Consider the following 23,846-nt stretch of genomic DNA (forward strand, 5'->3'; position numbering starts at 1 on the left):
TTGTTCCACGGTTGCATCGCTGCGCTGCGGAGGCGAGACCCGACCGGTCCCAGCGGTAGGGCCGACCGGCCCAAGCGCTGCGGAGGGTCGCAGGCGCAGCCTGGCTGTGAGTCCATCCCGCGCAGCACAGAGAGGCCGCAACCATGAAGGCACTCGTCTTCCACGGGCCCGGACAGACCTCCTGGCAGGACGTCCCGGACCCCTCGATCAAGGACGCCGCCGACGCGATCGTCCGGGTCGACGCCGTCACCATCTGCGGCACCGACCTGCACATCATCAAGGGCGACGTCCCCGAGGTGACACCCGGCCGGATCCTGGGCCACGAGGCCGTCGGCACCGTGGTCGAGACCGGCGGCGACGTCCGCAGCGTCCGCCCCGGCGACCGGGTCCTGATCTCCTGCATCTCCGCCTGCGGCCGCTGCCGCTTCTGCCGCGAAGCGCACTACGGCCAGTGCCGCGGAGGCGGCGGCTGGGTCCTGGGCCACACCATCGACGGCACCCAGGCCGAATACGTACGCGTCCCCTTCGCCGACCTCTCCGTCCACCCGCTTCCCAGCGCCCTGGCCAGCCACGACGCCGTACTGCTCGCCGACATCTTCCCGACCTCCTACGAGGTGGGCGTCCTCAACGGCGACGTGCGGCCGGGCGACACCGTCGTCGTGGTCGGGGCCGGACCCATCGGCCTGGCCGCCGTCGCCACCGCACAGCTCTACAGCCCCGGGCGGATCATCGCCGTCGACCTCGCCGCGTCCCGGCTCGACGCCGCGCGCGACCTCGGCGCCGACGCCACCGCGAGCGCGGACGAGGAGCCCGAGCGGCTGGTGGAGGACCTCACCGACGGGCTCGGCGCGGACGTGGTCATCGAGGCCGTCGGCTTGCCCGAGGCGTTCGAGATGTGCACCCGCATGGTCCGCCCGGGCGGCCGGGTCGCCAACATCGGGGTCCACGGCAAGCCCGCCGTCCTCCACCTCGAAGACCTGTGGATCAAGGACGTCACCATCACCACCGGCCTCGTCGACACCCGGTCCACCCCCATGCTGCTCCGCCTGATGGCCGCCGGCCGCCTCCCCGGAGCCGCGATGGTCACCCACCGCTTCGAGCTGGACCAGATGGAAGAGGCGTACGACGTCTTCTCCCGAGCCGGCGACACCGGCGCCCTCAAGGTCGTCCTCGGCGGTCCCCAGCACGACACCGTCGCCGTACCGCCCCAGGAGCAGTGAGCCCCATGACGAGCACACCGAGCATGCGCCATCAGCAGTCCGGTGAGGCGGTCGGCCGCACCGACCTCGGACGCCGTATCGCGACCCGCCGTATCGCCCTCGGCCTGAGCCGTGAGGAACTGGGCCGGATGTGCGGAGCAGACGGAAACTACGTGGCGTACCTGGAGGAGCATGCCGCGTCCCCGGCCATCGGCACCCTCGTACGCGTCGCCCACGCCCTCGGCGTCTCGGTCGACGACCTGACCGGCGCGAACGCGGCCCGTGCCCAGGGCCGCTCCACCGCCCGCCTCGACGCAGCGCTGGTGCCGCTGGCCGAGGACGAGTGCCGAACGCTGCTGGGCACGCACGGAGTGGGACGCATCGCCGTCTTCACCCCCGAGGGCCCGGCCGTCCTCCCGGTCAACTACCTCGTCGCCGGGGCCGACATCGCGTTCCGTACCGCCGTCGAAGCGCTCGCGGCCCGAGCGGCGGGGACGGAGGTCGCCTTCGAGATCGACAACATCGACGACGTCACCGCCGGAGGGTGGAGTGTGCTGGCCGTGGGCGAACTGGAAGCAGTCACCGACGCCCGGGAGATCCAGCACCTGACGGCCACGGCCCGGTCCCAGCCCTGGGCCGGAGGCCCGCGCACCCACTGGATGAAGCTCACGCCCGTCCGGCTCACCGGCCGTCGCGTCATGCACGAGTCATGAACGCTCTGGGCGCGGTCGTCTTCGACACCGACGGGGTCCTTCTTGCCACGGCGGTCCGTCACGCGTCTGCGTGGAAGGAGGCCTTCGACGGCTGCCTCGCCCAGTGGCAGCCGACGCCTGCGGAGAGACGCCTGGAGCCCTTCGACGCCGTTCGGGAATACCGGGACCTGGTGGACGGCAGGTCCCGTCTCGACGGGGTGCGCGCCTTCCTCGCCTCCCGTCGGATCGAGCTGCCGGCGGGAACGTCGCAGGACGCACCCGGATGCGCGACCGTCCATGCCGTCGCGGCCCGCAAGGAGGAGACCTTCTGCCAGTCTCTTCGAACCGAAGGTGTCAACGCCTTCGAGGACGTCCTCCCCACGCTCCGGCATCTGCGTGATGGGGGTGTGCGGTGTGCAGCCGTCTCGGCCTCGCGGCATGCCCGCTCCCTCCTGGAAGCCGCGGACCTGGTCAGCTCCTTCGACGCCGTCGTGGACGGCACGGACGCCTCCGCGCTTGACCTGCCTGGAAAACCCGACCCGGCCCTCTTCCTCGAAGCCGCAGCCCGCCTCGGTACGGTCCCTTCACGGGCAGCCATGGTGGAAGACGCGCTCGTCGGCGTGGAAGCCGGGCACCGGGGAGGCTTCAGCCTGGTCGTGGGACTCAACCGTGAGAACGACCCGCGCATGGCCGAGGCCCTCCTGGAGAAGGGCGCCCACGTGGTCCTCCCCGATCTGACGGAACTGCCTGCCGTTCTCGAAGGCGGCCGCCCGTGAATGCCACCTGGCGCTGGGAGTACAAGCGCTACGACCCGAAGGCCGAGCGACTGGTCGAGTCGCTGTGCGCCCTCGGTAACGGGCGCTTCGCCACCAGGGGTTCGTCCCCGGAGACCATCGCCGACGACGTCCACTACCCGGCCACGTACCACGCCGGCTGCTACGACCGCCTCATCTCGACAGTCACCGGGCGGAAGGTCTCCAACGAGGACATGGTCCGCCTGCCCGACTGGACCTTCCTGCGGTACCGGTGCCTGCCCGACGGCGCGGCACCCGGCGACTGGCTCACGCCCGACCACCCCACCCTGCGGCACTACTTCGTCTCGCTCGACATGCGATCGGGAACCCTCACCCGCCGCATGCTCTTCCACGACGCCGACGGCCGCCGCCTGGGTGTCACCCACACGCGCCTCGTCCATGCCGGTGACCCCCACCTCGCGGCGCAGCGCACCGTCCTCAGCGCGTACGGGTGGCGCGGCAGGATCGAGGTCGAATCCGTGCTGGACGGGGACATCGCCAACGCGGGCGTCGACCGCTACCGCGCCCTGGCCGGGCGGCACCTCGTCGACCACCGAGCCGGAGTCGAGGCGGAGGGCACCGCATGGTTGTCCTGCGCCACCGCTGCCTCACATATGCGGGTCGGGATGGCAGTACGCCTCTCAGCACGGCCTCTGGCCTCCGTCCGGAGCGCCTGCACGGCCACCAGCGCTCGACAGTCGTTCGTCCTGCCGGTCAGGCGTGCCGAGCCCGTCGTGATCGTGAAGACCGCAGCGTTGTTCACCTCCCTCGACCGCCCCTGGGGCGATCCCGTCAGGAGCAGCATCGAGCACGCGGGACACGCTCGGGACTTCGCCACCCTGCTGGCCACGCACCGGTCATCGTGGCAACGGCTCTGGAGCGAGGGCGAAGTGAAGGCAGCGGGTGAAACCGGACGGATCCTGCGCCTCCACGCCTTCCACCTCTTGCAGACCCTCTCCCCGCACACCGCCGAACTCGACGTCGGCGTCCCGGCCCGGGGCCTCCACGGGGAGGCGTACCGCGGACACGTCTTCTGGGACGAGCTGTTCGTCATGCCCTACCTCTCCCTGCACTTCCCCGAGACCGCGCGCGCCCACCTGATGTACCGTCACCGACGGCTCCCCGCTGCGCGCGAGGCCGCACGCCTGGTCGGGGCCCGAGGAGCGATGTTCCCCTGGCAGAGCGGGAGTTCTGGAGCCGAGGAGACCCAGCGGCTGCACCTCAACCCGCACTCCGGCCGCTGGCTGCCCGACCATTCCCACCTCCAGCACCACGTCGGTTCCGCCATCGCCTGGAACGTGTGGCAGTACGGCCTAGCAACCGGCGACACCGGCTTCATGCACGGCCCCGGAGTCGAACTCCTGCTGCACATCGCCCGTTTCTGGGCCGCCACCGCGACGTGGGACACCGACCTCGACCGCTACCGCATCCGCGGCATCGTAGGCCCGGACGAATACCACGACGCCTACCCGGACGCCGCTGCACCCGGCATCGACGACAACGCCTACACCAATGTCACGGCTGCCTGGGTGCTCGCCCGCGCCCTCGATCAGTACGACGAAGTCTCGGGGGCCCGCCGCAGCGAGCTCCGCGCGCAACTGGGCATCGACCCCGACGACCTCCATACCTGGGAGGACATCTCCCACCGCCTGTACGTGCCGTTCCACCGCGACGTGATCAGCCAGTTCCACGGCTACGGCGATCTGGCCGAGCTGGACTGGGACGCCTACCGTGCCCGCTACCACGACATCCGCCGGCTCGACCGGATCCTGGAGGCAGAAGGGGACACGCCCAACCGCTATCAGGCGTCGAAGCAGGCCGACACCCTCATGCTCGGCTACCTCTTCCGTCACTCGGAGCTCGCCCGCCTCTTCTCACGGCTCGGCTACCGCCTGGACGACGAGCTCTGGAGGCGGACGGTGGCCTACTACCTGAGGCGCACCTGCCACGGCTCGACGCTCAGCAGTCTCGTCCACGGCTGGATCCTCGCCCGGCAGCAGGGCGCGAGTGCGTGGCGCTACTGCCAGGAAGCCCTGCTCAGCGACATCGCCGACGTCCAGGGCGGCACCACCGGCGAAGGGATCCACCTCGGTGCCATGGGCGGCACGCTCGACCTCGTCGAGCGTGGCATCGTCGGCCTCGAACCCGGAACCGACGGCCTGCACGTCGACCCCGTACCACTCTCCGAAGTGCCGGCCTCCACCCTCTCGGTCTGCTACCTCGGACACCGGGACATCCGCATCAGCTTCCGGCCCGGCCGGATCGGCATCAGGGTGCCGCTGTCCCCGGCGGGCCCCGTGCCCCTCGTTCTGCCCGGAGACAGGCGCGAGATCATCGACGCGGGGCGGGAGAGGTGGTTCCGGTTGCCGAGGAACCGAGACGGGGGATTCGGCCGCACCGGCCCACCCGAACCGGTGACAGATGCCGCCGGCCACGGCCGCTTCGCGTGGCGGGGGGCACCTGTCTCGCACACTGTGGAGATACAGCCATCGAAAGGGTGAGTCGGGATGAACGGGCAGCTTGAGACTCCGCGCGTCGTAGTGGGTGTCGACGGATCGCCTTCGTCCCAGGCCGCGCTGCGCTGGGCGGTCCGGTACGCAGGCCTGGTGGGCGGGAAGGTGGACGCGGTCACCGCCTGGGACCTGCCCGGCGCCGGATCGTGGTCGGCCCCCGCAGTGGACACCGACTTCGACGAGGAGGAGGCCGAGCGGCGTCTCGTCGAGGAGGTACGGACGGTCCTCGGCCAGGACGGTGCCTCCCAGGTGCACGAGCGTCTGGTACGCGGCAACCCCGCCGAGGTCCTGGTGGACCAGGCAGAGGGGGCGGACATGCTGGTCGTCGGCAGCCGCGGCCGTGGCGGGTTCCGGCGGGCCCTGCTCGGATCGGTCAGCCAGCAGGTGGCACTCCACGCCCCCTGCCCGGTCACCATCGTCCGCCCGGACGCGCCCGCCGAGTAGCAGCAAGGGCGGTGAACCCGACCGGAGACGCGCAGTCGACCCAAGCGTGCGGATCGCCACGACGCCTCGCAGCTCATGGGCACTCCGGCTCGCGCAGTGACCGTTCGTCCCATCTGCTGGTGGTGCGTGTCTCGGCATTCCCCACCAGACGATCCTGAAAGTGCGTTCCGGTGCGGTCAGCGGGGAGCTGAGCCGCTCCCGTGGCGCGTCACTCGTGCGTCACACCACGGTCCAGAGCAGGGCACACGAAGCCCTGATCCTGTCGGACTGCTGCCGCGTTGCCGCATGTGGGCCGATCGGCCTATCAGGAAAGCGGCCTGGTCGGCCCCTTGCGAGTGGCCCCGTCGGCACTGCGCCACAGCGGCCCGGCGGCGTGATCGTGGAAGCCGGACGCCGCCCCGGCGCCGATTCCCCGAAGAGGGTGACCACGATGCAGCGCATACGGAGCCAGCCTCGGCCCAAGGGTCCTCGTAAGCCCGCTCCGCTGGATCTGCGCACACCCTCCGGCCGCCCGCTGCCGTACTGAGCCCCAACCGCATGCAGCCTCGGGAGGACGTCATGGGACACACACGACGCGTCATACCGTTCACCGAACTCGGCCGCGCGGACGTGGGCCGGGTCGGCGGGAAGAACGCCTCACTGGGCGAGCTGACCGTACGGCTCGCCGCAGCCGGCGTCCGAGTGCCGCCCGGTTTCGCCACGACCGCCGAAGCCTACGAGGAACTACTCGACACACACGCGCTGCGCATCCGCATCCAGGACCAGCTCGACCTCCTCCGCGAGGGAACCGCGCTCGAGGACGTGGGCGCCCGCATCCGATCAATGATCATGGGTGAACCGTTGCCCGATTCGCTGTGCGCCGAGGTCACCGAGGCGTACGCGGCTCTCGGCCAGGGGCTCGGCCGCACCGACCCGGAGGTCGCGGTGCGCAGCAGTGCCACGGCCGAGGACCTGCCGGAAGCCAGCTTTGCCGGGCAGCAGGAGACGTACCTGAACATACGCGGCACCGAACAGCTGCTGACGGCCGTGCACCGGTGCTTCGCCTCGCTCTACACGGACCGTGCGATCGACTACCGCGAGCGGATGGGGTTCGACCATCTCCAGGTCTCGCTGTCCGTCGGTGTCCAGGCGATGGTCCGCTCCGATCTCGCCGGGGCAGGGGTGATCTTCACCCTCGACCCCGAGAGCGGATTCCCGGAGGTCGTCGTGGTCAGTGCGGCCTGGGGGCTGGGTGAGACCGTGGTCAGCGGGCAGACGGACCCCGACGAGTACACGGTGTTCAAGCACGGCCTTGAGGACCCGTCCCTGAACCCCGTCATCGACGTGCGGATCGGTGCCAAGCGACGCAAGGCCGTCTACGCGGAACGCGGGATGACCGACACCGTCGACACCATTCCCGAAGAGCAGGCACGACGTGTCCTGTCCGACGGTGAAGTACGCCGGCTCGCCGAGTGGGCCGTTGCCGTCGAGGACCACTACGGCTGCCCGATGGACCTGGAGTGGGCGAAGGACGGCATCACCGGTGACCTGGCGATCGTGCAGGCCCGGCCGGAGACCGTGCAGTCCCGACGACGCAGCACGACCCTGCGGCGTTGTCGCCTGACCGCCGCCCCGGGCGATCCCCTGGTCGAGGGGATCGCGGTGGGCGAAGCCATCGGATCCGGCGCGGTGTGCCGTATGGACACGCCTGTGGACCTGGAACGCTTCCCGGCCGGAGCCGTGCTCGTCACCTCGATCACCGACCCGGACTGGGAACCGGTCATGAAGCGCGCCGCGGCCATCGTCACCGACCACGGCGGTCGCACCTCCCACGCCGCGATCGTCAGCCGGGAACTCGGGGTGCCGGCGGTCGTGGGCACCGGGAACGCCACCGAGCTGCTGCACGACGGCGCCGACGTCACCATCTCGTGCACCGAAGGCAGCCGGGGGAAGGTGTATGCGGGGCGGCTCCCGTACGAGGAGCGGGAGACGGACCTGTCCGCCCTGCCCGCCACCCGTACCCGGGTGATGCTGAACCTCGCCGACCCGTCCGCCGCCTTCCGCTGGTGGCGGCTGCCCGCGGACGGGGTGGGCCTGGCCCGCCTGGAGTTCATCGTCGCCCACCAGGTCAAGGTCCATCCCATGGCCCTCCTGCACCCCGAGCGGCTGGACGCGTCCGACCGCTGCGCCGTCGACCAGCTCACCGAGGGCTACCTCGACCGCGGCCGGTACTTCACCGACCGCCTCGCGTACGGCATCGCCCGTATTGCCGCCTCCCGCTGGCCGGATCCTGTCGTCGTCCGCACCAGCGACTTCAAGACCAACGAGTACGCCAAGCTCCTCGGCGGCCGCCCCTTCGAACCGGTGGAGGCCAACCCGATGATCGGATGGCGGGGCGCCAGCCGCTACTACAGCGACGGCTACCGGGAAGGCTTCGCCCTCGAATGCCGGGCGTTGCGCCGGGTGCGCGACGAGATGGGCCTCACCAACGTCATCGTCATGATCCCGTTCTGCCGCACCCTCGAAGAGGCCGACAAAGTCCTCGAGGTCATGGGCGACGAAGGCCTGCGCCGCGGTGAGAACGGCCTCAAGGTCTACGTGATGGCCGAGATCCCCGCCAACATCCTCCTCGCCCAGGACTTCGCCGAGCGGTTCGACGGCTTCTCCATCGGCAGCAACGACCTCACCCAGCTGACCCTTGGCGTCGACCGCGACTCCGAAGCCCTCGCTCACGTGTTCGATGAGAATGATCCTTCCGTGACCACTCTGATCCGTATCCTTCTCCCACGGGTCCAGGCCCTGGGGCGCCCGGTGGGTCTGTGCGGGCAGCGGCCCAGCGACGACCCGGCCTACGCCGCCTTCCTCGTCCGTGCCGGCATCGACTCGATCTCCGTCGCCCCCGACAGCTTCGCCACGGTCAAGCAGCACATCGCCGCCGCCGAGGAGAGCCGCTACGGGGTGGACCGAACGGTCCCCACAGGGATCCGTCCGGCCCAAGCGGACCGGCCCCCGGCCGCGTGACAGTGGCATCGGCACGCACACCGGCAGCAAGGAGCACACGTCATGAGCACCAAGCGAGTCCTGGTCGCGTACGGCACGAAACACGGCGCCACCGCAGGCATCGCCGAGCAGATCGGCAAGACCCTCCGCGAGGACGGCCTCGACGCCGTGGTCCTGCCGGCAGGCGACGTCCACGACGTCCGCGCCTACGACGCCGTCGTCCTCGGCGGTGCCCTCTACGCCGGCCACTGGAGCACCAAGGCAAAGCACTGCGCCGAACGCAACGCCGACTCTCTGCGCCGCCGCCCCGTGTGGATGTTCAGCAGCGGTCCCCTCGACCGCTCGGCCGAGGAACACGACATCCCCCCGGTCGCCGCCGTCGCCCGGCAGATGCAGCTCGTCGGAGCGCGCGAGCACATGACGTTCGGTGGCAGCGTCACGGCCCGCACCCCGGGCTTCCTCGCCAAGGCACTCACCCGACAGGGCAAGGGCGGAGACTTCCGCAACCCCGAGCGGATCCAGAAGTGGGCCCACCACATCAGCGCCGAGCTCGCCGCCTGAGCAGTCGGCCGGTACTCACGTCTCGGAGGCGGCCATGCACCATCGCTCGCCGGCAGCAGGAGGAAACCCGCTCCGCCGTGACGCCGACCGCACGCGCACCCGTCTGCGAGCCGCCTTCGCGCTGGCCTGCCTGCTGGCTGTGGTCTGCGGCGTCGCGGTCGGCCGAACCGCTTGGACGGACGCCGGACGCGACGCGGCGGAGATCGCACGCCACCGGCACTCCGTCGCGGCCGTGACGGTCGGTGAAACCACGCACCGGGCGGGTGACGGGCCGAGCACGCGCCCCGTCACCGTGGCTCGGGCCACTTGGCGGGATCATGAGAACCGCGTTCACACGGAAACCGTTCCCGTCCCCGTGGTGACCCGGAGCGGAGACACCGTCCGCCTCTGGGTCGACGACGCCGGCCAGGCGGCGAGTGCCCCGCCCGGCACGCCCGACATCGCTCTGAACGCCATCGGTCTCGGCACCGGCGCCGCCGGTGCCGTCGCACTCGCAGCGGGCGTTGCCCTCTACGCACGCCAGCGCATCGTCGACGCACGCAGCGCACGAGCGTGGGAACGCGAGTGGGAGAGCGTCGAGCCCCGATGGTCCGGCCGCCTGCGCCCCGGGCAGGGAGCCGGCGATGACTGAGACCACCGCCGGCCAGGACCTCGTACCGGAGGTGGCGCCCGACCCGCTGGAGCCCCTTCCCCTGCTCCGCCGCGAACTGCACACCGGCCCCCTGGGCCTGTCGAGCCGAGAGGCGGAACGAAGGCTGGCCGTCTACGGAGCGAACGAGGTCCGCCGCACCACCCGCACGAGCATCCTGCGCGAACTCCTGAGACAACTGGTCCACCCTCTGGCCCTGTTGCTCTGGGCAGCGGCCGCGCTCGCCTTCATTGCCGACATCGACGTACTCGGGTGGGCCATCGTCGCCGTCGTCCTCGTCAACGCCGCGTTCGCCCTCGTCCAGGAACAGCAGGCGGAGAAGGCCGTCGAGACCCTGGCCCGCTATCTTCCCGCGCAGGCCCACGTGATTCGCGACGGACGCCCCCAGCAGGTTCCAGCGTGTGACCTCGTACCCGGTGACCTCCTGGTCCTCGACGAAGGAGACCGGGTACCGGCCGATGCCCGGCTGACCGAGGGAGGCATCGAAGCCGACCTGTCCACGCTGACGGGGGAGTCCACTCCCGTGGAGCGCCTCGCCGGCCCAGGCCTTCAAGGGGTGTCGCTCCTGCAGGAACCCAACCTCGTCTTCAGCGGAACCACCGCCACCGAAGGCCAGGCCCGGGCGATCGTCTTCGCCACCGGCGACCACACCGAGCTCGGCCGCATCGCCGCCCTCAGCCAGCGCACCCGCCGCGAGCCCAGCCCCCTGGAGACACAGGTCAAGAAGGTCGCCTGGCTGATCGCCGCCGTCGCCGTCGCCCTGGGGATCGTGTTCCTGGTGGCGGGTGTCGCCGTGGGGCTGCCACTCACCGACTCCTTGATGTTCGCCATCGGTCTGCTCGTGGCCAACGTGCCCGAAGGGCTGCTGCCCACCATCACCCTCGCCCTCGCGGTCGGCGTGCGCGTCCTCGCCCGGCAAGGAGCGGTGATCAAGCGGCTGAGCGCCGTGGAGACCCTCGGCTGCACCAACGTCATCTGCACCGACAAGACCGGCACCCTCACCCGCAACCGGATGCACCTCCACTCCCTGTGGACACCGCAGCACGCCACCCGGCCCGGACCGGGGACTGCGGACCTCGTCCGCGCCGCTGCCCTGTGCACCACCGTTGCGCGAGAGGGCGACGGCAGACTCCTCGGCGATCCGACCGAGATCGCACTGGTGGAGGGAGCCGAAGAACACGCGGCACCGATCGACCTGGCCGACCGGGACGCCGGCCGCAGCGCCTGCTTCCGTTTCGACCCGCGGCTGCGCCGCATGTCCGTGGTCCAGAACACGGGGACCGGCCACCCCTCCGTCATCGTCAAGGGCGCCCCGGAAGCCGTCCTGCCCCTGCTCGACACCGGAGAGCCGGCCCAGGAAGCCCAGGACGCCGCAGACGACATGGCGAAGGACGGGATCCGCGTGCTGGCCGTCGCAGTCCGTGCATGGCCACCCGGCGCCGAACCGCCCGCGCGGCGCCAGTCGGCCGAGCAGAACCTTCACCTGCTCGGTCTGGTGGGCCTGTACGACCCTCCGCGCCCGGAAGTCGCCGCCGCGGTGAAGCGCTGCCATGAGGCAGGCCTCACCGTCCACATCGTCACCGGTGACAACGGGTCCACCGCTGCCGCCGTGGCCCGTTCCGTCGGCATCGGAACACCGCACCTGCACGTGGTCGCGCAGTCCGAAGCGATCGACGACCACCAGCTGGACCGACTCCTCCGACAGGAAGGCACGGAGATCGTCTTCGCCCGATCTTCGCCCGAGACCAAGCTGAAGGTGGCCGACGCCCTGCGTGCGCACGGGCAGATCGTCGCCATGACCGGAGACGGTGTCAACGACGCGCCGGCCCTGCACCGCGCCCACATCGGCGTCGCCATGGGCCGCTCCGGCACCGATGTGGCCCGCGAGGCGTCGACCATGGTCCTGACCGACGACAACTTCGCCACCATCGTCACGGCGATCGAATCCGGTCGCCGGGTCTACGACAACGTCCGCAAGTTCATCGTCTACATCTTCGCCCACCTCACCCCCGAGGTCGTCCCCTTCGTCGTCTTCGCCCTCTCGGCCGGGGCCGTCCCCCTTCCGCTGACCGTCCTGCAGATCCTCGCCATCGACCTCGGGACCGAGACGCTTCCCGCGCTCGCCCTGGGCCGCGAGCGCGCCGAACCAGGAGTCATGTCCCGACCGCCCCGGCCCGGTTCCCAAAGCGTGATCAACAAGGACATGCTCGTCCGCAGCTGGGGCTGGCTCGGCTGCGTCTCCGCCGTCCTGGTCATGACCGGCTTCTTCTACGTCCTGTGGCGGGCAGGCTGGCAGCCCGGCGACCCCACCGGACCCGGAGCTCCGCTGCACCACGCCTACCTGACCGCGACCACCGCCACCTTCGCGGGCATCGTCACCTGCCAGGTCGGCACGGCCGTCGCCGCTCGGACCGACCACGCGGCCCTGCGTGACATCGGCTTCTTCAGCAACCCGCTCCTGCTCGTCGGCATCGCCTTCGAACTCGCCTTCACCGCGGCGCTCGTGTACGTCCCGCCGCTCCAGGACCTCTTCGGCACCGCAGCCCTCCCGCTGGACGTCGTCCTGCTCATCGCAGCCTTCCCGCCGCTGGTCTGGGGAACGGACGAGATCCGCCGCTGGGCCCGGCGCCGCCGCTCCTGAACCCATGGAGGAACACCATGTCGCACACGACCGAATGGCAGACCCACGTCTACCTCTTCGAGGAGGACCACACCACCAAGGTCCGCGTCGAACTCGACACCGGCACCAGCCGCCTCACGGGACACGGCACCGCCCGCTGCAACCCGACCGACAAGGACGTCCCCGAGATCGGCGACGAACTCGCCGCAGCACGCGCACTGGAGAACCTGGCAGGACAGCTCAAGCGCATCGTCTACCGGGACATGGTCGGAGCCGGAACTGCTCCCGAGCGCGACTCCCTGAAGCCCTACGGCGGCTGGATGGACGGGTGAAGGCGTCGGCTGACGGCGGCCGCAGCGGACGGTCCCAGGGGGCGGCGTCCCCGACCTCCACGGACGATCGGGCGAGTTCCGCCGGGCAGGCCCAGACTGGACGCATGGGTGAGCGGCCTGCGATCGAGCTGACCGGCCTGACCAAGAGGTACGGGCCGGTGGTGGGTGTCGACGGGCTGACTCTGAGCGTCTGCTCCGGCGAGGTGTTCGGCTTCCTCGGGCCGAACGGTGCCGGGAAGACCACCACGCTCCGGTGCCTCATCGGTCTTCTCCGGCCGACGGAGGGGCGTGCCCGGGTGCTCGGCCTGGACCCGGTGGCCGATCACCTCCGAGTGGCACCCCATCTCGGCTATCTGCCGGGCGAGCTGCGCCTCTACCCCGAACTCTCCGGCGCGGAGACGCTCGACCTGCTGTCGGCCCTGCAGGGCGCGCCCGTGCCGCGCCGCGGCGAGCTGTGCGAACGTCTGGGGCTGACCCCCGAAGTCCTCGCCCGCCCCGTCGGCGGATACTCACGAGGCATGAAGCAGAAGCTCGGCCTGGTGCAGGCGCTGCAGCACGACCCCCGGCTGGTGGTCCTCGACGAGCCGACCGAGGGGCTCGACCCGCTGGTCCAGGAGACGTTCTTCGCCCTGCTGAGGGAAGCCGCGACAGCAGGTCGGACCGTTCTGCTGTCGAGCCACATCCTGCCGGAGGTGCAGCGGACCTGCGGGCGGGTCGCGATCGTACGGGACGGACGGCTGGTGACGGTCGAGAGCGTGGCCGGCCTGCGTGCAGCGCGAGCCCGGCGAATCCGGCTGGCCTTCGCGGACGGCCTGGGACCGCGCCCCCTGGGTGATGCCGAGCGATGGAACCCGCACTGGGAGCAGGACCGCGTGGAACTTCTCGTACCGCCGAGCGAGGTGGTGGGCGCGTTGCGGGGCCTGCTCGGCCTGCCGGTGGCCGACGTGACGGTGGAGGAGGCAGGGCTGGACGAGGCCTTCCTGGACCTCTACCGCGACAACGACCCGGGAGAGCAGCCGTGAGACGACGATGGCCGTTGCTGTGGCTCGCCTTGTACCGGCGGCGCAGGATGCTGGTCGCCCTGATCGTCGGGATGGTCGTTTTCGAGGCCCTGATCGTGGTGGTCGCCCACACGATTGCGCCCGGGCAGCTCTTCTCGTCCGGAGGCAAGGGGCCGCCCTCGGCGTACCGCGCGTTCAGCGGGTCCAGCGGCGACGTCTCCATCGCCAGCTACCCGGGACTGCTGGGCGCCGGCCTCACCCACCCGTTCTGGATCGCCATGCAGCTCACCGCGATCGGCTCGCTCGCGGCGGCCGCGGTGGCGGCGGACGTGGAGTCGGGAACCGTGGAGCTGGTGATGGTGCGTCCGGTCAGCCGTAACCGGCTGCTGGCGGAGCGGACGGCCGCACTGGTGCTCGCGGCCCTCGCCCTCAACGCGGCGGCCACACTCACGGTCGCCGTGGGGGTGGCCTTGTCACCAGGCATCCACCGGGACGTGCCGATCGGCGGCGTGTTCGCCGCCGGGGTCATGGGCCTGGGGTTCGCTCTGTGCCTGATCGGGCCGGCGATGGCCGTGTCGGCGGCGGGACGACGGCGGGCCCAGGTGGTCGGGGCGACCATCGCGATCGGAGCGGTCGGGTTCGCCGTCAACTTCATCGCTCTGGCTTGGTCGCCCGCCGCACCCCTGCGCTTCGTGAGCCCGTTCCACTACTACGCACCGGGCGACGCCCTCGCTCAAGGCGGCGTGCTCTGGACCCAGCTGGGCATTCTGGTCGGGGCCGGCGCGATCGGCCTCCTCTTGGCCCATCTGCTGCTCCGACGCCGCGACCTCGCACCGTGAACAGGGCCGGAGGGCCTTCGCGTGAGGCCCCGGCACGTGCCGGGGCCTACGCGCGGAACTGGAGGACCTCGGTGACCGGGCGGCGGGGTGTGGCGGGTCCGGGCGGCCCGTAGCCGAGGCGCAGCACCATCTGTACGTGGCCCATGGCCGCGAGCGGGTCGCGGGCCGTCCACCGCAGCTCCGGCCATTCGAGGGGCTGCGAGGTCATCGAGGTGGCCAGGCCGTCGGCGGTGGCCTGGAGGAGGACGCGCTCCAGTGCCTGGCCGGCCCGCAGCCAGTCGACCCGTGTGTCCGTCTCCGTACTCAGCAGGGCGAGCTGAGGCCGCTTCTCGAACACGGCCCAGCCGCGGTCCGCCACAGGCTGGGCCCGCCCGAAGTCCCGCACGGGGGAGGGGCCTGCTGAGCTTCGCGGGCCGAACGCGTCGGCGGGGATACCGTCGCGGCGTGTGCCTGCCGCGGCAGACGCCGCGGATGTCCAGGCAGAACTCTCCGCTCGGACCAGCGGGTCGATCTCCTCCCGGTGCTCGGCGTCCCGTACCAGCCCGAGCACGGTCTCGATGTGCCAGTCACCCGGGACGGTCAGCCGACAGCCCTCGAGGCGGGCCGCGCTCTTGAGCCCGTCCATCAGGGCTTCGGGAACCAGCTCGTCGCTGAAGGGGAAGCGGCTGGTGTGGCGGCGCCTGAGAGCGTCGTACAGGGACCTGAGCTCGTGGTCCTCGCTGCCGGTGGGCGCCTCGAGGTGTGCCGTGGACAGCAGCCACGGGTCGGAGGCGTCAGGCAGCAACCGCACGCGGGCCCTGAGGCCGTGTCGGACGGCCGAGACGCGCAGGTTGTGCAGGGCAGCTGCGCACCCCAGGTGCAGGGCGCGGTGGTTCGGATCGGTCCGGGTCATGGCACGTTCCGGATCACCGTGCAGTTCGATGACGTTGACGTTCTGGCGGAACACGAACCTCCACGGCTGGGCGTTGTGCATCGACGGGGCGAGGACGGCGTCGCCCACGAGTGCGGCGACGGTGTCGGGAGTGAGGCGCGGCGCGGTCACGGGACTGCTCCTGTCTGGAAGTCTCAGGCGTGGGCGACGACGGCGACCGGTGAGGTGGCGTGGTGCATCACCGCATGGGTGATGGGGCCTATGTGGGTGCCGAGTGCGGCGTGACGGATGCGCCTGCCGACGACTACGAGTGCTGCGTCGGAGGCGGCGTACAGGATCTGGATGGCGGGCTGGCCGATGACGGTGCGTGCTTCGACGGCGAGCTGCGGGTACTTCTGCTCCCAGGGATTCAGCAGCTCCCGCAGGGAGGTCTCGAGCCCGTGGGCGATCTCCGTCTGGATGCCCGGGTCGAGTGCCGGCGCGTAGGAGAGGATGGGCGGAGGGGACCAGGCATGGACGACGATGAGCGGGCAGGCCCTGCGCTCCGCTTCCTGGCAGGCGAAGCCGAGCAGCCGGTCGCAGTTGCTGTGCAGGTCCAGGCCGAGCACGACGGGGCCGTCGCCGCTGTTGCTCGCTGCCGGCAGGTCCGGGGTGTCGGTCGCATGGACGAGGACGACTGGTGTTTCCGTTTGGGGGATGGTGTCCGCGCCCGTCGAGCCGACGAGGAATCCGGCGACGGAGCCGAGTCCGCGTGAGCCGAGTACGAGGAGATCCGCGTCCGCCGCGGCGGAGGCGAGCGCGGCGCCCGCCGCGAGGCCTTCGATCCGGCGGGTGCGGATGTCGAGGCCAGGGTGGTCCCTCAGCAGCCGGTTCCGAGCCTTCGCCAGGAGATCTTCGGCCCATTGGCGACGGGACTCGGGGAGAGGCGCCGCCAAGGGCGCGTACTGCGGCCAGTCCTCGGCGTGGAGGAGTTCAAGTGCGGCGCCTCGCAGTTCCGCCTCGCGGGCGGCCCAGTTCGCGGCGGTGGCGTCGGTGTCGGATCCGTCCAGGCCGACCGTGATCCGGTTCGACATGGCGCACCTCCTGTGCGGCGGGTCGGGTAGTTCCAGCTTCTGCCGCCGGACGCCGTCGGGGGAGGGCCGAGCGGCCCCATCGCGGACCGAAAGGCCCTGCTCGCGAAGTCAGTCGTGTGCCGCTTCGGCGCCGGTCAGCCGGTCGTCCACGCCGACGACCCCGTCGACGCTCTGACAGAGCCGGATGAGGACCGGCACCAGCTCAGGTCGTGGGCGTACGCCACTGAGCGTCACCAGACCGTCCTCGACCGCGACAGTGATCGTCGAGGGTGCGATGCGGAGCGTCCGGGTGAGGACGTCCTCGACGATCTCCTCCTGGATGGCGTGGTCACTGCGCAGGAAGAGCCGGATGAGATCGCTGCGGCTGAGTACTCCGATCACGCGGTCCTTCGCGTCTATGACGGGCAGCCGTTTGACCTGGTGACGGCGCATGATGCGGGCTGCGCGGACCACGCTCCACTCGGGGCGGGCGGTAATCGCCGGGCTCGTCATGAGCGTCCCGGCCGTTGCCGCCCCGCCGGCGGACCGCCGGTCGAGCAGGTCGGCTTCCGAGACGACACCGACCGGATGCCGCGATGCGTCGACGACGGGGACGGCGGTGATGTCGAACTCCTTCAGGAGCCGGGCGATCTCCTTGAAAGCCGTGGTGGGCCGCACCGTGATGGCGGTGGGGGTCATCAGGTCGCCGACGCTGCGGTGTCTCATGGGCCGTCCCTGAAGCCCGGGAGGGCTGAAGTCCGCCTGCACGTCCACGGCGCTGGTCACCCGCCGGTCATGACGTCGTCAGCGGTGCGTGGACGGAGCTGCATCGCCCTCGCTCCCCTCACTCATGGGCCACGACGGCCACCGGGGCCGCCGCGTGGTGCAGGACCGCGTGGGTGACCGGTCCCAGATGTGCGCCGAGGGGGGACCGGCGCAGGTGGCGGCCCACGACGACGAGCCCGGCGCCCTGCGAGGCGCGGACGAGGTGCTCTCCTGCCGAGCCCATGAACACGTCGTGGCTGACATCCACGTCGGGGAACTTGTGGCGCCAGGGCAGCAACATGTCCTCGAGCATGTGCGTGACGCTCCTGCCGACGTCCCGCTCGTTGTCCGGGTCGAAGAAGGGGACGTACGCGTAGGCGGGCGGCATCTTCCAGCCGTGTACGGCCCGCAGAGCGCAGCGGCGCCGGGCGGCCTCCTCGAAGGCGAAGGTGAGTACGCGGTCGCACGATGCGTGGATGTCGACACCCACGATCACGTCGGAGCCGGTTGCGTTGGCCGGTCCGTCGGGGTCGCCGGCGACCCGGACCAGCACGACCGGCGTATCGGTGGCGACCAGGGTGGACATCGCCACCGAGCCGACGATGAACCCGACCAGCCCGCCCAGGCCCCGCGATCCCAGGATCAGCAGCGCGGCACCGGAGGCCTCGGCCGCGAGGGCCGCTGCCGGACGCGCCGCCAGGCATCGGGCGGTGATCTCCAGCCGGGGATGGCGCCGGTGCAGTTCCCGCGTGGCGTCCGTGAGGGCCTGGTCGGCCCAGCGGTCCACGTCCTGGCGTCCCACGCCCGGGAACACCGGGTCCAGGGGCCAGTCGACGGCGTGCACGAGGCGCAGCGGCACTTGCCGCAGGACGGCCTCCTGCGCGGCCCAACGCGCGGCTGCCCGGCTCTCGGGAGAGCCGTCGACGCCGACGGTGATGTGTTCGTTCATGGCGTGTACTTCCTGCTGAGGGAGGAGTGCTTCACCACTGCGCGGCCTGGCGTGGTCGGTCGGCCCGGGCGGTCGTTGAGTCGTCCGTCCGCGCCGTGACACGGGATGCCACGGCGACGACCCCGTCGAGCTGTTCGACGAGGTTGACGAGTGCCTGAAGCTGGCTCCGGAGCTCGACGCGGCCTTCCAGAGTGACGATGCCGTCCACCACGTGGACCTCGACCTCACCGGTGGGCACGCCCAGCACATCTGTGAGGACCTCGTCGTCGACCCGTCTGCGTATCTCGGAGTCGGGGCGGACGAACAGCCGGAGCAGGTCCCTGCGGGTGACGATGCCGACCAGTCTGTCCTCCTCGTCCACGACGGGCAGCCGCTCGATGCTGCGCCGTGTCATCAGCCGCGCGGCATCGGCGGCCGTGTCCTCGGCGCGGATGGTGATCGCAGGAGTGGACATGGCGCTTCCCGCTGTGGGCGGGTCGGCCGCCGTGCCGGCCTCCCCCGACTGATCGGGCGCCCGGGCCGTGCGGGCCAGGAGATCGGTCTGCGAGACGACACCCACGACGCGGTCCTCCTCGTCCAACACGGGCAGCCCGGAGATGTCGTACTGCGCCAGGAGCTTCGCGACGTCCTTGAAGGCCGTGTCCGGAGTGACGGAGACGGCGTTGCCGGTCATCAGCTCACCCACCTTGATGTGTTTCATCAGGCCCTCCATCTCCGCCGTGCCGCTCGGGCCCGTATCGGTGTCGGTTGTCGTCCCACCCTTTCGCCGATGCCCGTGCGCGAGCGAGGGCCGAACGGGCCCCGTCCCGGGGCCGGGCGGTCCATGGCCACCGGGCCTAGCGGCGGCATGCGGAAACGATGGGGACCTTTGGTCCCGATCCCGGTCCCGGGCGGCCCTCGCCCGGGCTTGTCGAGGGTGTCAGCGTGAGGTGTGTCCTTCATCGGCTTCTCAGTTGGGAGGAACCGTGGAAAGCACCTTCCGTACCCCGGACACCAGCTCAGTGGTCGTTGGCGTCGATGGATCGAACGCGGCACGCACCGCCGCCCTGTGGGCGGCGGCTGAGGCCCAACGTCGCGACCGTCCCCTGCACATCGTCTATGGGGCCGACACGGACGGCCGAGCCCTGTACGTCGCGGCGGAAACCCTCGAACGGGTTCGCGCCAACGGCCGCGAGCTCCTCGACGAAACGGCGAAGGCCGTCACCGACGAGTACCCCGGTCTGCGTGTGAGTACGGAGCTCAGCCGGTCCGACGCCGTCGGCAGCCTGCACCGGGCCGGTGCCCTGCACGGGACCGTCGTGGTGGGCAACCGCGGCCTCGGAGGATTCGACTCGCTGATGCTCGGCTCGATCGGACTCGACGTTGCCGCCGCCGCCATGACCCCGGTCATCGTCGTCCGCGGCACCGAAGGCGCGGAGGAGACCGGCACCGTCCTCGCCGCCGTCCGCGACGAGCACGACCTCCTGTACGCCCGGTACGCCGCGTGCGAGGCGCAACTGCGCAAGGGCTCCCTCCGGCTCCTGCACGTCTGGAACATCCTCGAGTCCGTCGGCCTGGTGGTCAGCATGCTCGACGGTGTGGACGAGCTCGCGGGCGCGCACGCGGAGGCTCTGCGTGCCGTCACCGATGCGGTCCGTGAGGAGTTCCCCGACCTGGAGGTGCGGGCCGATGCCGAGAAGAGCGTCTCCGTGGCCGGCGTCCTGGTCGAGGCGTCCCGCCACGCCGACCTGCTCGTCATGGGCGGCCGGAGGGCACCCGGAGCCCTCGGGATGACCCGCAGCCTGGGCCGGGCCACGCACAGCGTCCTGCACCACGCGCACTGCCCCGTCCTCCTCATCCCCCGGACGGGCACCGACTTCGGGAGCCGGTCGTGACCGGCCACCGCGGCCACGGCATCGTCGTCGGGATCGACCCGGACAGGGACTGGCGCCTGCCCCTCGCCTGGGCCGCCGACGAGGCACACCGCCGACGGCTCCCGCTGCGCCTGGTGCTCGCGGTGCCGCCCCAGCACGACACACACCACGTCGACGACACCCCCGGCCACCTCGCCCTGCGACAGGCGGGAGCCGACCGACTCGAGCAGGCGTGCAACTGGGTGCGCGACCGGCATCCCGAGGCCGACGTCACGGGGAGCCTGCTGCACGGATTCCCGGCCCCTGCCCTGGGCACGGCGGCCGACGGCGCCCGCCTGATCGTGCTGGGCTCCCGGCGCCTGAGCCGCACCGCGGAGTTCTTCAGCGCGGGCTCCACCGTGGTCCCCGTCAGCGCCCAGGCCCCGTGCCCGGTCGTCGTCGTGGGCGACGCGGAACACATCAGCCAGCAGCCGCCGTACCTGGTCGTCGGCCTCGACGGCAGCGCATCGGCCACGGCCGCGCTGGCGTTCGCCTTCGATGAGGCCGACCGGCGCGGAGCGGCACTGCGGGTCGTCTGCGTGTGGCAGCCGCCGCTCTTCATGCTGAACGACGAGGAGGTCGCCCTGCAGGCTCAGCGTGCCCTGCTTTCCGAGGCCACCGCAGGCCTGTCGGACAAGTACCCGGACGTACACGTCACCCACGAGGTCATGACGGGCCACCCCGTCGAGGAACTGGCGCGGGTGGCCGAGCACGCCCTGGCCCTTGTGGTGGGACGCCGAGGACGAGGCGGATACACCGGCATGCGCCTCGGATCCGTCGTCCACGGCCTCCTGCACCGCGCGCACTGCCCGGTGATCACCGTACCCACCGAATGACGCTGCCATGACCATCCGGACGACCGCCGCACGTCCTTCCCCCTCCCCGGTGGGACAGGGGCTCACCCAGGCCGAAGCGGAACTCCGCCTTTCCCGGTACGGCACCAACGAAGTGGCGCCTCCACGGCCCACGCCGCTGTACCGACGGGTCCTGGCCCAACTGCGCGACCCGCTGATCATGGTGCTCCTCGGCGCCATGGTGCTGACCGTCGCGATCGGCGACCACCCGGACGCCATCGTCATCGGCCTGGTGGTCGTCTTCAACACCGCCGTCGGAGTGGCACAGGAAGTCCGGGCCGACCGCGCGGTCGCCGCGCTCTCCGCCCTCTCCGCCCCGCACGCGAGGGTGCTGCGTGACGGCGCCCCGCACGAGCTGCCGGCCAGACTGGTGGTGCCGGGCGACACCCTGCTGCTGGGGGAGGGGGACATCGTCGCCGCGGACGCCGACCTCACCGAGGCATCCGCGCTCCTGGTGGACGAATCCATGCTCACGGGCGAATCCGAGCCTGTGGACAAGACCGCCGACGGCACGGTCAGTGCCGGCACCGTCGTCGTGCGTGGCCGAGGGGCGGCCACCGCCACCGCCACAGGTGCGGCGAGTGCCCTCGGCCGGATCGCCGCCCTCCTCGACACGGGCCGGGACCTCACCCCGCTCCAGCGCCGCCTCGCCTCACTGGGCCGGATACTCGCGGTCGTCACCATCGCCCTGTGCGTGCTGTTCTTCGCTCTGGGCCTGGTACGAGGCCTCCCGTTGAGCACGATGGCAGTGACCGCCATCAGCCTGGCCGTCGCCGCGGTGCCGGAGTCACTCCCCGCAGTGGTCACCCTCGCCCTCGCGCTCGGCGCGCGCCGGATGGCGGCCCGCAACGCCCTGGTCCGCCGCTTGCCGGCCGTGGAAACCCTTGGCTCAGTGAGCGTCCTTGCCACGGACAAGACGGGCACCCTCACCGAAGGCCGCATGGTCGTCCAGCACCTGTGGACCCCCTCAGGCACCGCGGACGTGGTCGGCAGCGGCTACGAACCGCGGGGAACCCTCACCCGGGAGGGGCAGCCCCTGGCAGCAGACCGGCTCCGCCCCTTGCAGGAGCTGCTGACGACGGCGGCATTGTGCAACGACGCCGGCCTGCGACCACCGGGGAGTGCCTCGGACACGTGGACGGCCGTGGGTGATCCGATGGAGGCCGCCCTGCTGGCGGCGGCTGCCAGAGCAGGCTGCCCGGACCAGGACGCGCTGCACCGTGCCTGTCCGCGGTTCGCGGAGGCTCCCTTCGACAGTCTCCGCAAGCGGATGACCACACTGCACCACCTGCCCGACGGCAACGTCCTCATCTGCCTCAAAGGCGCGCCGGAGGCGGTGCTGAGCGCCACGGTGCTCGACGCGCCGCAGGAGCTCCTGGAAGAGGCCCGCCGCCAGGCCGCTCTCCTGGCCGCGCAGGGCTTCCGGGTCCTGGCCGTCGCCGGTACCGAGCGGCTCGTGTGGGACCGGCCGGCTCACGAGGCCGAGCACGGCCTGAGTCTCCTGGGGCTCGTCGCGATCAGCGACCCTCCCAAGGCATCGGCCGCCACGACCCTGGAGGCATGCCGCGCGGCGGGCATCACCCCTGTCCTGATCACCGGCGACCATCCGGCGACGGCCCACGCCATCGCCCTGCGTACCGGTCTCGTCCAGGACGGGGCCGCCGGTGAGGTCCTCACCGGGCCCGAACTCTCCGCCGCCTCGGACACCGACCTGACGGCGGTCAGGGTCTTCGCGCGCACCGATCCGCAGCAGAAGCTGGACATCGTCCGCGCCTGGCGCGCCCGGGGTGCCGTGACGGCCATGACCGGGGACGGGGTCAACGACGGCCCCGCCCTCCACCAGGCGGACATCGGTGTGGCCATGGGCGCCCGCGGAACCGAGGTGGCCCGGCAGGCGGCGGACCTCGTGCTCACCGACGACGAGCTGTCCACCGTGGTCAAGGCCGTCGAGGAAGGCCGACGTGTCTACGACAACATCCGGCGCTTCCTCGTCTACGCCATGGCGGGCGGAGCCGCCGAGATCCTGGTGATGCTGGCCGGCCCGATGCTCGGCCTGGCCCTACCCCTGCGGGCAGGACAGATCCTGTGGATCAACCTCCTCACCCACGGGCTGACAGGCGTGGCCATGGGCGCCGAACCCGCCACTCCGCAAGCCATGCGACGTCCGCCCCGTCCGCCCGGACAGCACATCCTGGCCGCGGGCGTGTGGCAACGCCTCCTCGTGCTCGCCGCAGTGGTGACGACGTTCAGCCTGGGCGCCGGTATCGCCGCGCGTGCCATGGACCAGCCCTGGCAGAGCGTGCTCTTCCTGGCCCTGCTCACGGCCCAGCTCGGCGTGGCCCTGGGCCTGCGGGCCCGCCTGGTCACCAGGCAGAACCTCTTCCTCCCCGCCTCCGTGGCGGTCTCGGCGCTCCTGGCCGTGGCCGCCCTCTACGTGCCCGCACTCCAGTCCCTGCTGGACACCGAGCCCGTCGGCCGGTCCGGTACCGGGCTGGCCACCGCGGCCGGCCTCGGGGCGTTCATCGCAGCCCGGACCCTCCGGGGCGCGTTCCACAGAAAGGCATGATCATGAAGATGTACGTACCGGGAACCGGCGTGCACGCCGAGGTGGGCGACCAGATCGTCGTAGGCGGCCCCACCGTCGGCACACCGGGCCGCGACGGTGAAGTGATCGCCCTCCACCACGAGGACGGCACCCCGCCCTACGACGTGCGCTGGTCCGACACCGGCCGCACCACCGTCTTCTTCCCCGGTCCGGACGCGCACGTCCGGCATCTCCACGCGGAGTCGGGCAGGCCCCGCCGTACGGAGCAATAGCGGCCCGGTCTGAAGGGAGAACC

General features: G+C 71.3%; 21 protein-coding genes. 16 read left to right on the plus strand and 5 right to left on the minus strand.

Going from position 1 to position 23,846, the window contains the following annotated elements:
• The first annotated feature begins 143 nt into the window (after window positions 1-143).
• The 12 genes from ACPU2J_RS30575 (at window position 144) to ACPU2J_RS30630 (ending at window position 14,623) form a co-directional block, all read left to right on the plus strand.
• A complete protein-coding gene (locus tag ACPU2J_RS30575; protein WP_420078734.1) occupies window positions 144-1,220 on the plus strand; it encodes a zinc-dependent alcohol dehydrogenase family protein in 1,077 nt (358 codons plus the stop codon).
• A gap of 5 nt (window positions 1,221-1,225) precedes the next feature.
• Window positions 1,226-1,912 (plus strand): helix-turn-helix domain-containing protein, encoded by a 687-nt coding sequence (locus ACPU2J_RS30580; protein WP_420078733.1) that lies wholly within the window; start codon window positions 1,226-1,228, stop codon window positions 1,910-1,912.
• Window positions 1,909-2,667, plus strand: coding sequence for an HAD family hydrolase (locus tag ACPU2J_RS30585; RefSeq protein ID WP_423834489.1), 759 nt, complete (start codon window positions 1,909-1,911; stop codon window positions 2,665-2,667). Before ACPU2J_RS30580 ends, ACPU2J_RS30585 begins: the two co-directional genes overlap by 4 nt.
• On the plus strand, window positions 2,664-5,186 hold the full coding sequence (locus ACPU2J_RS30590; protein WP_423834490.1) for a glycoside hydrolase family 65 protein: 2,523 nt from the start codon (window positions 2,664-2,666) through the stop codon (window positions 5,184-5,186). Before ACPU2J_RS30585 ends, ACPU2J_RS30590 begins: the two co-directional genes overlap by 4 nt.
• 6 nt (window positions 5,187-5,192) lie before the next feature.
• Window positions 5,193-5,642 carry a universal stress protein gene (locus tag ACPU2J_RS30595; protein ID WP_399822331.1) on the plus strand — a complete coding sequence of 150 codons (450 nt, stop codon included), beginning with the start codon at window positions 5,193-5,195 and terminating at the stop codon, window positions 5,640-5,642.
• Window positions 5,643-6,200: 558 nt separating this feature from the next.
• A complete protein-coding gene (ppsA, locus tag ACPU2J_RS30600) occupies window positions 6,201-8,642 on the plus strand; it encodes a phosphoenolpyruvate synthase (RefSeq protein WP_420078729.1) in 2,442 nt (813 codons plus the stop codon).
• A gap of 42 nt (window positions 8,643-8,684) precedes the next feature.
• The gene (locus tag ACPU2J_RS30605) at window positions 8,685-9,182 is read left to right on the plus strand and encodes a flavodoxin domain-containing protein (protein ID WP_420078728.1); all 498 of its coding nucleotides are present in this window, start codon (window positions 8,685-8,687) and stop codon (window positions 9,180-9,182) included.
• Window positions 9,183-9,216: 34 nt separating this feature from the next.
• Window positions 9,217-9,813, plus strand: coding sequence for an Rv1733c family protein (locus ACPU2J_RS30610; RefSeq protein ID WP_423834491.1), 597 nt, complete (start codon window positions 9,217-9,219; stop codon window positions 9,811-9,813).
• Window positions 9,806-12,472: a cation-translocating P-type ATPase gene (locus ACPU2J_RS30615; protein ID WP_423834492.1), complete on the plus strand. Its 2,667-nt coding sequence runs from the start codon at window positions 9,806-9,808 to the stop codon at window positions 12,470-12,472. Before ACPU2J_RS30610 ends, ACPU2J_RS30615 begins: the two co-directional genes overlap by 8 nt.
• Window positions 12,473-12,489: 17 nt before the next feature.
• Window positions 12,490-12,783 carry a dsRBD fold-containing protein gene (locus ACPU2J_RS30620; protein ID WP_420078725.1) on the plus strand — a complete coding sequence of 98 codons (294 nt, stop codon included), beginning with the start codon at window positions 12,490-12,492 and terminating at the stop codon, window positions 12,781-12,783.
• Window positions 12,784-12,887: 104 nt separating this feature from the next.
• A complete protein-coding gene (locus ACPU2J_RS30625; RefSeq protein WP_423834493.1) occupies window positions 12,888-13,805 on the plus strand; it encodes an ABC transporter ATP-binding protein in 918 nt (305 codons plus the stop codon).
• Window positions 13,802-14,623 (plus strand): ABC transporter permease subunit, encoded by an 822-nt coding sequence (locus ACPU2J_RS30630; RefSeq protein ID WP_420078723.1) that lies wholly within the window; start codon window positions 13,802-13,804, stop codon window positions 14,621-14,623. The genes ACPU2J_RS30625 and ACPU2J_RS30630 overlap by 4 nt, the downstream gene beginning before the upstream one ends.
• Before the next feature lie 46 nt (window positions 14,624-14,669).
• Here ACPU2J_RS30630 and ACPU2J_RS30635 read toward each other — a convergent pair whose 3' ends face one another.
• The 5 genes from ACPU2J_RS30635 to ACPU2J_RS30655 all read right to left on the minus strand — a co-directional run bounded on the left by ACPU2J_RS30635 (window position 14,670) and on the right by ACPU2J_RS30655 (window position 18,960).
• Entirely contained in the window at window positions 14,670-15,665 is a 996-nt protein-coding gene (locus ACPU2J_RS30635) for an Acg family FMN-binding oxidoreductase (RefSeq protein ID WP_423834494.1), read from the minus strand.
• Between the two features lie 23 nt (window positions 15,666-15,688).
• The gene (locus tag ACPU2J_RS30640) at window positions 15,689-16,567 is read right to left on the minus strand and encodes a universal stress protein (RefSeq protein WP_423834495.1); all 879 of its coding nucleotides are present in this window, start codon (window positions 16,565-16,567) and stop codon (window positions 15,689-15,691) included.
• Window positions 16,568-16,675: 108 nt separating this feature from the next.
• A complete protein-coding gene (locus ACPU2J_RS30645) occupies window positions 16,676-17,272 on the minus strand; it encodes a CBS domain-containing protein (protein ID WP_420078720.1) in 597 nt (198 codons plus the stop codon).
• A gap of 118 nt (window positions 17,273-17,390) precedes the next feature.
• On the minus strand, window positions 17,391-18,260 hold the full coding sequence (locus ACPU2J_RS30650) for a universal stress protein (RefSeq protein WP_420078719.1): 870 nt from the start codon (window positions 18,258-18,260) through the stop codon (window positions 17,391-17,393).
• Window positions 18,261-18,291: 31 nt separating this feature from the next.
• The gene (locus ACPU2J_RS30655) at window positions 18,292-18,960 is read right to left on the minus strand and encodes a CBS domain-containing protein (RefSeq protein ID WP_423834496.1); all 669 of its coding nucleotides are present in this window, start codon (window positions 18,958-18,960) and stop codon (window positions 18,292-18,294) included.
• A gap of 265 nt (window positions 18,961-19,225) precedes the next feature.
• On the opposite strand from ACPU2J_RS30655, the gene ACPU2J_RS30660 reads away from it, so the two are divergent.
• The 4 genes from ACPU2J_RS30660 to ACPU2J_RS30675 are packed head-to-tail and all read left to right on the plus strand — an operon-like array spanning window position 19,226 to window position 23,823.
• Window positions 19,226-20,134: a universal stress protein gene (locus tag ACPU2J_RS30660; protein ID WP_423834497.1), complete on the plus strand. Its 909-nt coding sequence runs from the start codon at window positions 19,226-19,228 to the stop codon at window positions 20,132-20,134.
• Window positions 20,131-20,988, plus strand: a complete 858-nt coding sequence (locus ACPU2J_RS30665) for a universal stress protein (RefSeq protein ID WP_423834498.1) — start codon at window positions 20,131-20,133, stop codon at window positions 20,986-20,988. Before ACPU2J_RS30660 ends, ACPU2J_RS30665 begins: the two co-directional genes overlap by 4 nt.
• A 7-nt stretch (window positions 20,989-20,995) precedes the next feature.
• Entirely contained in the window at window positions 20,996-23,572 is a 2,577-nt protein-coding gene (locus tag ACPU2J_RS30670; RefSeq protein ID WP_423834499.1) for a cation-translocating P-type ATPase, read from the plus strand.
• 8 nt (window positions 23,573-23,580) lie between these two features.
• Complete coding sequence (locus ACPU2J_RS30675) at window positions 23,581-23,823, plus strand: DUF1918 domain-containing protein (protein ID WP_423834500.1); 243 nt, start codon at window positions 23,581-23,583, stop codon at window positions 23,821-23,823.
• Window positions 23,824-23,846: the final 23 nt, after the last annotated feature.

The organism is Streptomyces manipurensis (genome assembly GCF_049570255.1).
In the GTDB taxonomy this organism is placed as follows: domain Bacteria; phylum Actinomycetota; class Actinomycetes; order Streptomycetales; family Streptomycetaceae; genus Streptomyces; species Streptomyces manipurensis.